Raw genomic sequence first — 14,666 nt, 5'->3', positions numbered from 1 at the left:
GGCGGGGACGGCCATGAGCGAGGGGCGGCTCGCCGATCGCGCCTACACCGCGATCGCGCAACTCATCAACGACGATGCGCTGGTCAGCGGCGACCGGCTGCCGTCCGAGGCGCGGCTGGGCGAGATGTTCGGCATGTCGCGCACGATCGTGCGTGAGGCGCTGGTCCGGCTGGCGGCGGACGGCATCACGGAGGCGCGGCGCGGCGCGGGGTCCTACGTCAAGCGGCGGCCGTCCGAGCGGCTCGGCTCGTTCATGCCGATGCACGCGCTGTCCGCCACGCTCGGCACGTACGAGGTGCGGTTCGTGCTGGAGGCGGAGGCCGCGCGGCTGGCCGGGCAGCGTCGGTCGACGGACCAGATGGATGCGATCGAGCAGGCGTTGCAGGCGTTGCGCGGGGCGCTGCTGTCCAACGCGCCGGCGCATGACGAGGACTGGCTGCTCCACCGCGCGATCGTCGAAGCGACCGGGAACCCGGCGTTTATCGAGAGCTTCGACCATCTGCGCGACGGCGTGCTTCGCATCCTGAAGGCGGGGGTCGAAATCTCGCGCTCCCGCCCGCCGGAGGTGATCGGCGCGATGATGGAGGAGCATGATGCGATCGTCGAGGCGATCCGCGCGCACGATGCGGACGGCGCGGCGCTCGCGATGCGCTGGCACTTGTCGCAGGGCCGCAAGCGGTTGATGCCGTGATGCGGCGCCCGTCTCAGCGCGGCAGGGCGCCGCGCATCTCATCGATCCAGGCGAGCGCAGCGTCGCAGAGCGCATCCTGCGGGCGCACGGCGTCGAGCGTCAGCGCACGTTCGTCCGGCGTCGGGCGTTCCAGCGTCGCGATCTGGCTGTCGAGCAGGCTGGCCGGCATATAATGCCCCGCGCGCCGCTCCATCCGCGCGGCCAGCGCATCGACGTCACCGTCGAGCAGCACGAACAGCAGGGGCAGCGCGGCGGCACTTTCCAGCCGCCGGCGGTAGGTCCGCTTGAGCGCCGAACAGGTCGCGACCACGATCCCGCCGTCGCGGGCGCCCGTGCCGATCGCCGCGCCCAGCCGGTCGAGCCAGGGCCAGCGATCGTCGTCGGTCAGTGGATGGCCCGCGCGCATCTTGGCCACGTTCGCCGCGCCGTGGAACGCGTCGCCCTCCAGGAACGCGCAGTCCAGCCGGGTGGCCAGGCATTCCGCCAGCGTCGACTTGCCGCTGCCGCTCACCCCCATCGCGACGATGGCGCAGGGGGCGGTGTTGGTGCTGTCCGGTCGCATCATTTTCTTTCCGTCGCGTCGGTGCCCGACCTGGCATCGCTATCGGTGGCAGCGGACGACCTGACTATCGCGACCTTTGTCGCGGTCGCGGATCGCGCGGCAAGCGGGAATAGACAGGCCGGACAGGGAGCAGGACGATGGCGCGCGACGCAATGAAGACGGGGACCGCGGCGGGGCTGCTCGCGCTGCTGCTGGCGGGTACGGCCGCGCCGGCGATCGCCGCATCGGGCGTGTCGGCGTTCGGCGCCGCGACCGAGGATCCGCGCGCGGTCACCGTGCGCGGGCGCGGGGACGGCGTTGCGGACGACAGCGCCGCGATCCAGGCGGCGATCGACGCAGCCGAGGCGAAGGGCGGTGGCGGCATCGTGTTCCTGCCCGCCGGGCGGTACCGCATCACGCGCAGCCTGTTCGTCTGGCCGGGCGTCCGACTGTTCGGCGTCGGCGGCAAGCGGCCGGTGTTCGTGCTCGCGCCCGCCACCCCCGGGTTTCAGACCGGCGTCGGCAGCATGGTCTTCTTCACCGGCAACCGGCCCGGCGGCGCATCGCCCGGTCCCGGTGGCAAGGTCGCGACCGGACCGGTGCCGGTCCCCCCGCCGACCAGCGTGCCGTTCGATCCGCGGATCGGCGATGCCAATTCGGGGACCTTCTATTCCGCGCTGTCGAACATCGATTTCGAGATCGGCGACGGCAATCCGGCCGCCACCGCGGTCCGGTTCCACACCGCGCAGCACGCCTATCTCAGCCATATCGATTTCCGGCTGGGGACGGCGCTCGCCGGGATCTACCAGGTCGGCAACCTCGGCATGGACCTGCATTTCCACGGCGGGCGCTATGGCATCCTGACCGAGAAACCCTCGCCCGCGTGGCAGTATACGCTGCTTGATTCGACGTTCGAAGGCCAGCGCGACGCCGGCATCCGCGAACATGAGGCGGGGCTGACTTTGGTCAATACCAGCTTCCGCAACATGCCCGTCGGGATCGAGATCGACCGCGGCTATGGCGACTGGCTGTGGGGCCGGGACGTCCGGTTCGACAACATCGCCAAGGCCGGCGTGATCGTCAGCAACGAAGGCAATGCCTATACCCAAGTCGGGTTCGAGAATGCGACCGCCAGCGCCACGCCGGTGTTCGCGCGGTTCCGCGACAGCGGCCGGACGGTGGCCGGCCCCGCGGCGCAATATCGCGTCCGATCGTTTACCTACGGCCTGACGCTGAACGGCACGGGGGCAGGGGCATCGACCACCGGCACCTACGAAACGCGGATGGACGCCGCACCGCTCTCCGCCCGCCCGCGCGTGCCAGCTCCCGCGATCCGCGCGCTGCCGCCGGTGGCCAGCTGGGTCAACGTCCGCACCCTGGGCGTGCGCGGCGACAACAGCGCGGACGACACCGCCGCGATCCAGCGTGCGATCGATCGCCACCGCGTGCTGTATTTCCCGTCCGGCTTCTACCGCGTCACCGACACGCTGAAGCTCCGCCCCGACAGCGTGCTGATCGGCCTGCACCCCAGCCTGACGCAGATCGTGCTGGCCGAGGACAGCCCGGCCTATCGCGGCGTCGGCGGCGCGCGTGCGCTGATCGAAAGCGCTAAGGGCGGCGCCGCGATCCTGTCCGGGCTCGGCCTCGCCACCGGCGGCCGCAACCCGCGCACCACCGCGCTGCTGTGGCGCGCCGGGGAAGCATCGCTGGTCGACGACGTGAAGTTCCAGGGCGGGCACGGCACCAACCTGCCCGACGGGACGCGGTTCGATCCCTACAACGCCACCCACACCGCCGATGCCGACCCGGCCAAGCGCTGGGACGGGCAATATGCCAGCCTGTGGGTGACGGACGGCGGGGGCGGCACGTTCAACGGGCTGTGGACGCCCAACACCTATGCGCAGGCCGGGCTGTACGTGTCGGACACCGACACGCCGGGCCATGTCTACGAAATGTCGGCCGAGCATCATGTTCGCGCCGAGATCGTGCTGGACCGCGTGCGCAACTGGGAATTCCTCGCGCCGCAGACCGAGGAGGAGGCCGGCGAAAGCCGCAACACCGTCGCGCTGGAGGTCCGCAATTCGCGCGACATCCTGTTCGCGAACCTGCACGCCTACCGCGTCACGCGGTCGCTCCAGCCGGCACCGGCCGCGGTCACGCTCTACAACTCCACGGGCATCCGGTTCCGCAACGTCCATGTGAACGCCGAAAGCGGCTTCTCGACCTGCGACGCGAACGGCTGCGGCACCTATCTGCGCGCCAGCAAGTTCCCGTACGAGAACGCGATCCGCGACGTCACGCGCGGCACGGAGATCCGCGAGCGCGAGTTCGCGGTGCTCGACGTCACCGACGCGCCGACTCCGGCCGCGACGGCTTCACTCGCCCCGGTCCGGAAACTGGCGGACGGCTTCTATTCGATCGGCGGCGGGGCGGTCGATGCGGCGGGCAAGCTCTACTTCGTCGATCGGCAATTTCAGCGCATCCATGGCTGGTCAGCCAAGGAAGGCTTGTCGATTGTGGCGGATGCCCCGCTCGATGCGGTCAACCTCGCGGTCGATCGGTCGGGCGACCTGATGGTGCTGTCCTCCGCTGGGCCCGCCGCGACGGTGTACAGCATCGATCCGCGCAAGCCGGCCGCGGTTCGCCTGATCGCCCCCACGGCGGTCGCGGCGCGACGCGGTACAAGCGTCGCGCTGCCCGGCAGCTTCTGGAACAATGGCGAGTTCCGCGACCAGTATGACGCCGCGGCGGATCGGTTCCCGACGCTGGCCGAGATGTTCGCGCGCGACATGGCCGCACCGAAAGCGCGCGAATATGTCTCGCCGGACGGCAGCCTGATCCTGCCCGCGTTCCGCGTGTGGCAGCAGGGACCGGCCGACCATCTCGGCTGGCGCTTCTCCGATACGCTCGACACCTACGGCTTCGTCACCGGCACGGTGGGCGCGCGCATCCATGTCGCCAACGCGTCGGAGAACCGGACCTATAGCGGGCTGCTGGGGCCGGGCGGGGCAGTAATCGATCTGCGTGCCTTCGCACCGCGCGGCGGGGAAAGCGTGGCGACCGGGCCGGACGGGCGGGTCTATGTCGCGAACGGGCAGGTCTTCGTCTACGCCGCGGACGGCCGCGAACTGGGCCGGATCGACGTGCCGGAACGCCCGCTGCAACTGGTCTTCGGCGGGGCGGACGGCCGCACCTTGTTCATCCTCGCCCACCACGCGCTATACGCCGCGCAGCCGTGATTTCCGGGCCACACGCGACCATGGTCGCGGGTGCCGCACCCCCCGCGATCCGGTAACCCGGCGGTAACCAGAACAAGCATCGCACGACGGTGCACGACAGGGGATGAACCATGACGACCGAACAGGGGATTCGTACATCGACCGTTGCATGGCGCGTCGCCGGCAGCCTCGCCGCGCTGGCCGCATCGCTCGCCAGCGCGCCGGCCTTCGCGCAGGCGGCACCGGTCACGCCGCCGGCCGACGCGGGCGTCCCGGCCTCCACCCGTTCCGCCGATCCGGCCGCCCCGGACCAGTCGATCGCGCCGCGCACCACGCCCGCCGAAGGCCCGCAGGACGCCGGATCGATCGTCGTCACCGGCACGCGCATCACCTCCAGCGGGTTCGCCGCGCCGACGCCCACCACGGTGATTGGCGAGGACGCGATCCTGAAAAATGCGCAGCCCAACATCTTCAACACCATCGCCCAGCTTCCGTCGTTGCAGGGATCGACCGGCGCATCCACCGGCACGTTCAGCACGTCCAGCGGCACGCAGGGGCTCAGCTCCTTCTCGCTGCGCGGTCTCGGCGCGATCCGCACGCTGACGCTGCTCGACGGGCAGCGGGTGGTGGGCGCCAACGTCACCGGCGTTCCGGACATCAGCATGTTCCCCCAGCTGCTGATCAAGCGGGTCGACGTGGTGACCGGCGGCGCGTCCGCATCCTACGGGTCCGACGCGGTCGGCGGCGTGGTCAACTTCATCACCGACACGCGGTTCAAGGGGTTCAAGGCCAATGTCCAGGGCGGCGTCACACGCTACGGCGACGACAAGCAGGCGCTGGTCCAGGCGGCCTACGGCGCTTCGTTGCTGGACGACCGGCTGCACGTGATCGTCAGCGGTGAGTATGACGACGAGGACGGCGTCGGGCCCGGCGACTACGGCACCGACCTGGCCAAGGAGCGCAACTGGTACCGCGCGTCGACGCTGCTCAACACCGGGCAGACCAATAACGGCCTGCCGCAGTTCAACTACCGCGATTTCGCGCAGCCCTATCAATATGCGAAATACGGCCTGATCAACAACGGGCCGTTGCAGGGGATCGCGTTCGACCAGAACGGTGCGCCGTATCAGTTCAATTACGGGTCGAACGGCCGTCCGACGGGTACCGGTGCCGTCACCAACTGCTTCCCCGGCAACAGCTTCTGCGTCGGTGGCGATCTTTCGGGGGCCCCCGGCTCCGGCGCGTCGCTCAAGTCGTCGCTCGAACGGCTGATCGGCTTCGGCCGGATCGGCTACGACTTCGCGGAAAGCAGCGAAGCCTATGTCACGGTCAACGTGGCGCAGGTGAAGACCAGCAACCAGCCGAGCCCGGGCTACAACCGCCCCAACCTGACCGTGCAGTGCGCGAACCCGTATCTGCCGCAGCTCGTCCGCGATCGCTGCGCCACCGCGGGCATCACCCAGTTCAACTTCGGCAGCAGCAACGCGAACTTCCCCAACCCGCTGGTCCAGACCGATCGCCGGCAATATCGCTTCGTCGCCGGACTGAAGGGCAAGTTCGACGTCGGTGGCACCGACTGGACCTATGACGGCTATTACGAACACGGCGTCACCAAGGCGGCGATCGACGTCGAGCGGACCGTGTTGCAGAACCGCTATGTCGCGGCGACCAACGCGATCACGCTGAACGGCGCGATCGTCTGCGCCGATGCGGCGGCGCGGGCGGCGGGGTGCCAGCCGATCAACATCTTCGGCGGCGCGGAACCGTCGGCGGCGGCGCTTGCCTATGTCACCCCGGCCAACGGGCCGTTGCAGCGCACGACGCTGAAGCAGGACGTCGCCAGCCTCAACTTCTCGGGCGAGCCGGTCGAGCTGTGGGCGGGGCCGCTGTCTGTCGCGTTCGGCGCCGAATATCGCCGCGAATATTACCGCGTCCGCGGCGACCCTTACGGTGCCGGCGTGACCGACGTCAGCCCGAACAGCGAAGCCTATCCGGCCGATCCGCTGTTGAACTCGACGCTCGGCAGCAACTGGGCCGCCGGCAACTACAAGAACGGGACCGGCAAGTACGACGTCTACGAAGGGTTTCTCGAACTCAACCTTCCGCTGTTCGACAGTGAGGCGATCGGCAAGGCGAACGTGAACGGCGCCGCCCGCGTGACGCGTTACAGCACGTCGGGTACGATCTGGGCGTGGAAGGTCGGCGGGACGTGGGAGACGCCGCTCGACGGTATCCGGCTGCGCGCCGTCACGTCGCGCGACGTGCGCGCGCCGAACCTGTCGGAACTGTTCGCGGCGCCTACCGTCACGACGTTGCCCAGCTTCACGAATCCGTTCGGCGGGCCTGCCGTGCAGATCTTCCAGAATACGGTCGGTAACACCGACCTGAAGCCCGAGATCGCGCGCAATACCGAGGCGGGCATCGTTCTGTCGCGTCCGTCCTGGCTGCCGGGGCTCAGCCTGTCGTTCGACTATTACAACATCAAGCTGAACGGCGTCGTATCGACCCTGTCGGCGGACCAGATCGTGCGCTTCTGTTTCGAAGGGAACCAGGCGTTCTGCGGCGGCTTCGAATTGAACAGCCCGACGCAGGGCGGCAATTTCGTGAACGTCCAGCCGTTCAACCTGGCATCGTGGAAGACCAGCGGGTTCGATATCGAGGCGAGCTACGCCTGGAAGCAGCCGCTCGGCCTGCCGGGCAGCTTCACGGTCCGCGCACTCGGCACGCACGTGCGGGAGTTCAAGGTGGCGGCCGGCATCGCTGGTGTCGCTACGGTCGATCAGGCCGGCGCCAACAACGGCGCGACGCCCAACTGGAAGTGGCTGGCGACGCAGAGCTACGACAACGACCTGTTCAGCATCAACATCCAGCAACGCTGGTTCTCGGACGGCAATTTCGGCAACCAGTATGTCGTCTGCACCACGGGCTGTCCCGCCTCGACCGCCAACAACCCGACGATCGACTACAACAAGATGAAGGGCGCCTTCTATGTCGACGTCGGTGGATCGGTGAACCTGACCAAGCAGGTCAGCGCGTTCTTCCGCGTCGAAAACGTGTTCGATCATGATCCGGCGGCCGCGCCGCAGACCAACACCGGCCTGGACGTCAACCCGGCACTGTACGACACGCTCGGCCGTTTCTACCGCGCCGGTGTCCGCGCCCGGTTCTAGCGCGTGATCCCGCCGGTCCCCGGAGAGGGACCGGCGGCTTCGAGTTCCTACCGCCGGGCGTGGAGCAGCTGGATCAGCAACGCCGCGGCGGACAGCGTGCCACCGACGATCGTCACCGCGGTCCAGCCGGCGTTCCACGCCCAGATCGCGGTCGCCGACCCAGCGGCACCGCCCAGGAACATCGCGCCCATGAAGATGGTGTTGAGCCGCGCCCGCGCCTCCGGCCGCAAGGCGAACACGATATGCTGGTTCGACACCATCGCGCCCTGCACCCCGAAATCGAGCAGGATGACGCCGACGATCAGCCCGGCGATCGACACCCACAACCCGAAGATGATCCACGCGACCAAAGTCAGCGCGGCGCCCAGGATGATCACCGGCTGCGGCCCGCGACGGTCCGCGATCCGCCCCGCAATGGGCGCGGCCAGCACGCCAACCGCGCCCACCACGCCGAACAGCCCGGCGATGTCCGCGCCCAGCCCGAACTCCGGCGTCTGGAGCAAGAGCGCGAGGATCGTCCAGAACGCGCTGAAGCCGCCGAACAGCAACGCCTGCGTCACCGCCGCACGGCGCAGCGCCGGGAAGGTCCGCCATAGATCGGCCAGCGACGCGATCAGCGCGGTGTAGCGCATCTCCGCCGCCGGCATGCTGCGCGGCAGCCGCATCGCCATCACCGCCGCCGCGCCCAGCGCCATCGGCACGCCAAGCCAGAACATCTCCCGCCAGCCCGCATGGGTCGCGACGAACCCGGCAAGCGTGCGGCTGAGCAGGATGCCGCAGAGCAGCCCCGCCATCACGGTGCCGACGGTCGCCCCGCGCCGTTCCGGCGTCGCCAGATGCGCGGCGAACGGCACGATCTGCTGCGCGACGGTCGCCAGCACGCCGACGAGCAGCGAGGCGACCAGCACCAGCGCCGCACCCGGCGCTGCCGCCACCATCGCCAGTGCGGCGGCCAATGCGATGAACTGCACCACGATCAACCGCCGCCGTTCGACCAGGTCGCCCAACGGGACGAGCAGGAACAGCCCGGCGGCATAGCCCAGCTGCGTCGCGGTCGGCACCAGCGGCATGATCCCACCCGGCAGGTCGCGCTCCATCACGCCCAGCATCGGCTGGTTGTAGTAGATGTTGGCGACCGCAACGCCCGCCGCCGCCGCCATCGCAAACGTCAGCCCGCGACCGATCGGGGTCGCGCCCGCCGGCTGTTCCGTCGATGTCATGCTCACCCTTCCGTTGCGGTCGCGCCGCGTCGTGCACCCTTTAGCCCAAGGTGGCAGCGGCATGCACCGGTTTGATCGAACGCCGCGGACAACAAAAAGGGCCGCCGCCGGTCCCGAAACCGGCGACGGCCCGCGTTGCGTCGTGACGTCGGATCAGGCGGCGTTGCGATCCGCGACCGGCGCTTCGATCCGGTCGTTGGCCGCGCTGGCGGCGCTCGCGATCTCGATCCGGCGCGGCTTCATCGCCTCCGGCACCTCGCGGCGCAGCGCGATGCGCAGCAGCCCGTTGTCGAACCGCGCGCCCTGCACCTGCACGAAATCGGCGAGCTGGAAGCGGCGCTCGAACGCGCGGGTCGCGATGCCGCGGTGTACGAAGCGGCCTTCGTCGCGTTCGTCCGGCCGGCGTCCGCTGACGGTCAGCTGGTTGTCCTGCGCCACGATGTCGATGTCCTCGGGGCGGAACCCGGCCACCGCCAGCGTGATCTGGTAGCTGTCCTCGCTCTCGCGCTCGATATCGAACGGCGGGTAGCTGTCGACCGTCTCGACGCGCGCGTTGGTTTCGAGCAGGTCGAACAACCGGTCGAAACCGACCGTGGACCGCCGATAGGGGGTGAAATCGAAGCTCGTCCTCATATCCAAATCCTCCTCATGAGCAATCTGAGCACAAGGAGCACCGGGAGAGCCGGTGCCCTCAACTTGGGTGCCGGACCGACCAACGCATCCGACGGCGAGCGAGATAATTCGGGCCTTCCGACCGTCAAGAATGTCGCCGCAAATTTTTTCGGGTCACCCCTTTTTTGTCTCCGGCATCGCGATTGCGTAGAGCGCGAGGCCCGCCACGGCGATCCCGGCCAGCGTCAGGAACCCCGCGGCATAGCCCGCCGACACGATGATCCCGCCGGCCAGCGATGCGGACAGCGCCGCACCCAGCCCCTGTGCACTGGCGACCGCACCCTGGCTGACGTTGAACCGCCCGGTCCCCTTGGTCAGGTCCGCGATCAACACGGGGAACAGCGCGCCGAAGATGCCGGCGCCGACCCCGTCCAGCGCCTGCACCCCGACCAGCCACCACGGATCGTTCGACACGGTATAGAGCGCGCCGCGCGCCGCCAGCACGCCGAACGCGACCAGGAACAGCGGCTTCGTCCCCCAGCGATCGGTGTTGCGCCCGACGATGACCGCGACCGGCACCATCACCAACTGCGCCGCGACGATGCACGCGGCGGTCAGCGAGGTCGCCTGATCCTTGCCCACCGTGCGCGACAGCAGCTGGCTGACCGACGTCAGCATCGCGGCGTTGGCGAGGTGGAACAGGAACGCGATCACCGCGAACAGCAGCAGCGGCCGGTTCTCGACGAGCGCCTTCCAGCCGCTCGGCTCCTCGCACCCTTCCTCCGGCTCGCATTCGAGCCCGCGCGCGACGGCATTGTCGATGTCCGCGTTGCGGATCCGCATGGTAGTGACGATGCTCGCCACGGTCAGCCCGCCCATCAGCCAGAACACCACGACCGGCCCGAAATTCCAGGCCAGCACGCCCGCCAGCGCCGCCGACACCGCGTTGCCGGCATGGTTGAACGCCTCGTTCCGCCCGACCCGTCGCGCGAACAGCTTGGGGCCCACCAGACCCAGCGTGATCGCCGAGATCGCCGGGGCGAACACCGCACCCGCCACCGCAGCGACCGATTGTGTGATCGCAACGAAGGTGAAGCCCGACACGACGGGCAGCGACAGGCTGCTGATCGTCACCAGTAGCGCTGCGATCATCACGATCCGCGGCTTGTTGCGGCTGCGGTCGATCAGGCTGCCCGCGGGCGTCTGGCCGAGCAGCCCGACGATGCCGGCGATCGTCAGGACCAGGCCGACCGTCGCCTCGTTCCAGCCATGCGCCGGCCCGCGCACCGCAAGCAGGTAGATGGCGAGATACGGCCCGAGCCCGTCGCGCACGTCCGCCAGGAAGAAGTTGAGCGCGTCTAGCGTGCGGCCCTGCGACGGGTTGGGTCTGGTGTCTGCGACCATGGCTGTGCGTCCGTTCGGGGGAGGGTGCCGGGGGAGGGGCCGGTAGAGAAGGGTGTCATCCGATCAGCAACCGGACGCCGAGCGCCGCGACCAGCGCGGGCACCATCGTGACGAGCCCGACCCGGAAGAACTGCCAGAAGCCGACATCCTCCCCCTCGCGCCGGATCGCCTGCAGCCAGAGGATCGTCGCGAGCGAGCCGGTGATCGACAGGTTGGGGCCGAGATCGACTCCGATCAGCAGCGCATCGACCACGATCCGCGGCGGTTGCGCCTGCGCGACCGCGCTGCTCGCGATCAGCCCGGCGGGCAGGTTGTTCATGAGGTTCGACCCGAACGCCAGGATCGGGCCGGACACCGCCGCCGCGCGCGCCGGATCGGCCGACGCGGTGCGCAGCGCATCGGCGACGCGGGCGATCACGCCGGTCCGGTCGAGCGCCTCGACCAGCACGAACAGCCCGGCGACCAGCGGCAGGACGCTCCACGACACGTCCCGCGCAACCGCGATGGGCGAACGTCGGGCCAGCGCGCAGACGACCAGCGTCGTCGCCACGCCCGCGATACAGGTGGGCAACCCGAGGTCGATCCCGCGCAACGACATGACGAGCAGCAGCACGGCCGTCGCAACGATCCCCGCAAAGGCCAGCTTCCCGCCCCGGCTTAGCGCCGCGCGCTCGACCGTCGAGTTACAGGTGCCGACGATCCGGTCGCGCTGCACCCAGCGCAGCATCAGGAACGTCACGCCGATCGCCGCGACCGACGGCAGCGCGAACGACCCGAACCACTCGGCCAGCGGCGGCATCCGCCCGCCGTACAGCACGAGGTTCGCGGGGTTGGAGATCGGCAGCACGAAGCTGGCCGCATTGGCGATTAGCGCGCAGGCGAACAGCAGCGGCAGCGGATCGGCCTTCGCCTTGCGCGCGGCGGCATAGACCGCGGGGGTCAGCACGACCGCAGTGGCATCGTTCGACAGGAATGCGGTCGTCACGACACCGGTCGCGAACACCAGCGCGAACAGCCGCGGCGACGATCCGCGCGCATGGATCGCGGCGGTCGCGGCGATCCAGTCGAACAGTCCCTCCGCCCGCGCGACCTCGCTCAGCAGCATCATGCCGATGAGGAACAGGTAGACGTCGAGCCCCTCGCCCACCGCACCGGCCGCCTCGCCCCACGGCATGAACCCGCCGGCGACCAGCAGGACCGCGCCCGCCACCGCCCACACCGCCTCCGGCCAGCGGAACGGCCGCACGATCACGCCCGCGGTGGCACCGGCGCAGATCGTCCAGATGGTCGCTGTCGCGATCACCGGCAGGACCGTTCGGATCGGTCGATCACGGGCATGCGGCACTCTCCCCCGGTCCGACCGTCCGCGGCTCTTACCGGCGGGGGTCTATTAACATACGTCAATCATGGCCGCTTGGTTTCGGCGGCTGCAATCGTCGGCTGCGGTCCTAGTGGATGACCGACCAACCCGCTCTGAACCGCGCGGTTCAGCTTCGGTTTGGGCGGCAAACCAACCGCCGCTGTCAGCCACCGAGGCCCCCAGCCCCTCCCCAAACACGTCATCCCGGCGAAAGCCGGGATCTCCCTTCGGTGAAGCGCGCACCCCTAGCTCAAGGGAGATCCCGGCGTTCGCCGGGATGACGACGGTGAGGAGGGGTGACGAACCGCGCAACGACGCCCAAACGAAAAGCGGCCGCACCCGGGGTTCGGATGCGGCCGCAAGTCATTCAAACGTCAGAACGCTCAGCCGATGCTGTGCTTCAGCGCGCTCATCTTGTCGTGGCCTTCCTTGACCGAGACGAAGCCGTCCTTGACCGCCGCCAGCGTGGTGGGGGAGAGGTCGGCTTCCTGCATCGCGGCTTCGTACTTCGCCTTGATCACATCTTCGCCGCGCTCGACCTCCTCGATGATCGCCTTGTCGTCCTTGCCGGTGATGGCCTGCTTCAGGTCCATGAACGAACGGTGCGCCGCGGCCAGCAGGCTCGAGTCCATTTCCGGCTCGCCGCCCAGCGTGCGGACCTGCGCCTGCAGCTTCATCGCGACGGCGCTGCGATCGCGTGCGAAATCGGCGAACATCGTCGCGAACTGCGTGCTCTCGGCGTCCTTGGCCGCTTCTTCGTAACCCTTCATGCTGTCCAGCGTGGTCTTGATCAGGCTGTTCAGGACGGTGACGTCGGTCGTGTTGCTCATGATGGCTCCTTTCGAGAGAGCCCGTAGAACGCGCCCGCCCGAATTAGGTCCCATGCCGAGAAGTACTATGCGGTCCCGACATACCGTTCGGTCGGCACCGCATCCGGCACGGTCGGCCGCGGCGCGGGGCGGTTCGCGGCCTCGTTCAGCCATTGCGGCCCGTTCGGGCGGTGGCGGGTCGATCCGTCCGATCGCGTCGCGACCTTGCCGTAAACCGGTTCTTCCTCGCGCGCCGGTGCGCCACCGTCGAACGACGACGCGATGTTGCCGTAGGTCGACGGATCGCGCCCGTCCAAACTCAGCCGGTCGTTCAGGTAACAGGCCACCGCCCACGCGGTCTCTGGATCGGCGGTCATCGCGATGATCCGCTTGCCCCAGTACATGCGCAGGTTGTTGTGCATCCAGCCGTCGATCAGGAACTGCCGCTGGCACGCGTTGAACGTCTCGTCGCGCGTCGTGCCGTGCAGGATGTCGGCAAGCGTCTCGCCGTCCCAGCGACGGTCGCCCGCATGCGCTTCCAGCGTCTCGCGCGCCCAGCCGGCGATCCGGTCGTAGCGCTCGGGTGCCGCCAGCGTCCGCGCGCGGCAGTGGAACCACTCGCGCCAGCTCAGCAGTTCGTCGGCGAACTTGTCCTTGCACGCGGCCGGCGCTTTGGCCGCGTCGACCGCGTCCATCACCTCGCGCGGGCCGACGACGCCGAAATGCAGATAGGGCGACAACATGCTCGCGCCCTTCGGCCGGGTCGCGTCGTTTCGCGTGCCGGCATAGCTCGGCAGTACGACCCCGACTAACCGCTCCAGTCCTTCCAGAGCCCCCGTCCTTCCGCCGACGAACAACGTGCTCGGCGGTACGCTGTGATCGATGTCGGCCGCGGCGACGAGCGCATCGAGGTCCGCATCGGACATCGCAACGAGGTCGTCGGGCACGAACGGCAGCGGACCATTGTAACATGCGACCGCCGGCACCTCGGCGGTCGCATGCTGCCATTCGGCGCGCAGCGGTTCGTGCCGGCGGCGGAAGGCGGAGGTCGAGCCGATCCCGTCGCCGAGTGCCGCCGGTGGAACGAGGCAGGCGGCGTTGATCGCCAGCACCGCGCGGTCGGCCCGCGCCGCGACACGCTCCGATTGCCAGCGCGCGACGAATGTCGGCTGATCCTCGACCAGCACCGCCGCGCTGTCCGCAGCGAGGCGGTAGACCAGCCCCTTCTCGCGCACCTCCGCCCGGTCGACATGCTGGACGCACGCGATCCCGCGCGCAGCACAATCGCGCGCCAGATCGCGCCCGGCGGCGAGCATGAAGCTGTGCAACCGGTCCGACGCGTAGGGATAATACTCCCGCACGCCCTGATAGACCAGCACGGGCAGGCCGAGCGCATTGCCCAGCCGGATCGCCGCATCGATCACCGGATTGTCGTTCGCCCGCAACGCCTGTTGCAGCCAGCACAGGACATAGCGTCCGTCCGGCCGGACGGCCTCGGCGTTGAGCGGGCGGACGCGCGGGGCTTCCGGCCAGGAGGCGAGCGCGGCGGGGAGGGGGGTGTTCATTTCCGTCCAACGGTCTCACCCCTGCGACGATCCATCCGCGCGGGTTGCGATCGGCGCGATCCAGGCCGATATGCGG

Annotated in this window: 10 protein-coding genes; 3 read left to right on the top strand and 7 right to left on the bottom strand. The window is 69.1% G+C overall.

Annotated features, from left to right (window positions below; all coding sequences use genetic code 11):
* Positions 1–13 precede the first annotated feature (13 nt).
* Complete coding sequence (locus ACFSGX_RS08205) at positions 14–691, top strand: FadR/GntR family transcriptional regulator (protein ID WP_380928984.1); 678 nt, start codon at positions 14–16, stop codon at positions 689–691.
* A gap of 13 nt (positions 692–704) precedes the next feature.
* On the opposite strand, the gene ACFSGX_RS08200 is transcribed toward ACFSGX_RS08205, so the two are convergent.
* The gene (locus ACFSGX_RS08200; RefSeq protein ID WP_380928982.1) at positions 705–1,256 is read right to left on the bottom strand and encodes a gluconokinase; all 552 of its coding nucleotides are present in this window, start codon (positions 1,254–1,256) and stop codon (positions 705–707) included.
* Between the two features lie 134 nt (positions 1,257–1,390).
* Between ACFSGX_RS08200 and ACFSGX_RS08195 the strand changes: the two genes are divergently transcribed.
* A complete protein-coding gene (locus ACFSGX_RS08195; RefSeq protein ID WP_380928980.1) occupies positions 1,391–4,471 on the top strand; it encodes a glycosyl hydrolase family 28-related protein in 3,081 nt (1,026 codons plus the stop codon).
* Between the two features lie 110 nt (positions 4,472–4,581).
* Positions 4,582–7,620, top strand: a complete 3,039-nt coding sequence (locus ACFSGX_RS08190; protein WP_380928978.1) for a TonB-dependent receptor plug domain-containing protein — start codon at positions 4,582–4,584, stop codon at positions 7,618–7,620.
* A gap of 47 nt (positions 7,621–7,667) precedes the next feature.
* Here the strand turns inward: ACFSGX_RS08190 and ACFSGX_RS08185 are convergent, their stop codons facing one another.
* From ACFSGX_RS08185 to ACFSGX_RS08160, 6 genes are all read right to left on the bottom strand, one after another.
* Positions 7,668–8,840 (bottom strand): MFS transporter, encoded by a 1,173-nt coding sequence (locus ACFSGX_RS08185; protein ID WP_380928976.1) that lies wholly within the window; start codon positions 8,838–8,840, stop codon positions 7,668–7,670.
* Between the two features lie 153 nt (positions 8,841–8,993).
* On the bottom strand, positions 8,994–9,473 hold the full coding sequence (locus ACFSGX_RS08180) for an Hsp20 family protein (protein ID WP_380928974.1): 480 nt from the start codon (positions 9,471–9,473) through the stop codon (positions 8,994–8,996).
* 153 nt (positions 9,474–9,626) lie between these two features.
* Positions 9,627–10,856: an MFS transporter gene (locus ACFSGX_RS08175; RefSeq protein ID WP_380928972.1), complete on the bottom strand. Its 1,230-nt coding sequence runs from the start codon at positions 10,854–10,856 to the stop codon at positions 9,627–9,629.
* Between the two features lie 55 nt (positions 10,857–10,911).
* Positions 10,912–12,159: an arsenic transporter gene (locus ACFSGX_RS08170; protein ID WP_380928970.1), complete on the bottom strand. Its 1,248-nt coding sequence runs from the start codon at positions 12,157–12,159 to the stop codon at positions 10,912–10,914.
* A gap of 440 nt (positions 12,160–12,599) precedes the next feature.
* Positions 12,600–13,046 (bottom strand): ferritin-like domain-containing protein, encoded by a 447-nt coding sequence (locus tag ACFSGX_RS08165; RefSeq protein ID WP_380928968.1) that lies wholly within the window; start codon positions 13,044–13,046, stop codon positions 12,600–12,602.
* Positions 13,047–13,111: 65 nt separating this feature from the next.
* Positions 13,112–14,590 carry a deoxyribodipyrimidine photo-lyase gene (locus ACFSGX_RS08160; RefSeq protein WP_380928966.1) on the bottom strand — a complete coding sequence of 493 codons (1,479 nt, stop codon included), beginning with the start codon at positions 14,588–14,590 and terminating at the stop codon, positions 13,112–13,114.
* Positions 14,591–14,666 lie beyond the last annotated feature (76 nt).

This window comes from Sphingomonas arantia (assembly GCF_042682045.1).
GTDB lineage: Bacteria > Pseudomonadota > Alphaproteobacteria > Sphingomonadales > Sphingomonadaceae > Sphingomonas_R > Sphingomonas_R arantia.
This window is presented reverse-complemented; position numbering and strand designations above follow the sequence as displayed.

Bases quoted from the DNA above. Each gene is read 5' to 3' on its own strand.
- ACFSGX_RS08180 (WP_380928974.1), bottom strand. From the start codon at position 9,473: ATGAGGACGAGCTTCGATTTCACCCCCTATCGGCGGTCCACGGTCGGT.
- ACFSGX_RS08200 (WP_380928982.1), bottom strand. From the start codon at position 1,256: ATGATGCGACCGGACAGCACCAACACCGCCCCCTGCGCCATCGTCGCG.
- ACFSGX_RS08190 (WP_380928978.1), top strand. From the start codon at position 4,582: ATGACGACCGAACAGGGGATTCGTACATCGACCGTTGCATGGCGCGTC.
- ACFSGX_RS08175 (WP_380928972.1), bottom strand. From the start codon at position 10,856: ATGGTCGCAGACACCAGACCCAACCCGTCGCAGGGCCGCACGCTAGAC.
- ACFSGX_RS08195 (WP_380928980.1), top strand. From the start codon at position 1,391: ATGGCGCGCGACGCAATGAAGACGGGGACCGCGGCGGGGCTGCTCGCG.
- ACFSGX_RS08160 (WP_380928966.1), bottom strand. From the start codon at position 14,590: ATGAACACCCCCCTCCCCGCCGCGCTCGCCTCCTGGCCGGAAGCCCCG.
- ACFSGX_RS08185 (WP_380928976.1), bottom strand. From the start codon at position 8,840: ATGACATCGACGGAACAGCCGGCGGGCGCGACCCCGATCGGTCGCGGG.
- ACFSGX_RS08165 (WP_380928968.1), bottom strand. From the start codon at position 13,046: ATGAGCAACACGACCGACGTCACCGTCCTGAACAGCCTGATCAAGACC.
- ACFSGX_RS08205 (WP_380928984.1), top strand. From the start codon at position 14: ATGAGCGAGGGGCGGCTCGCCGATCGCGCCTACACCGCGATCGCGCAA.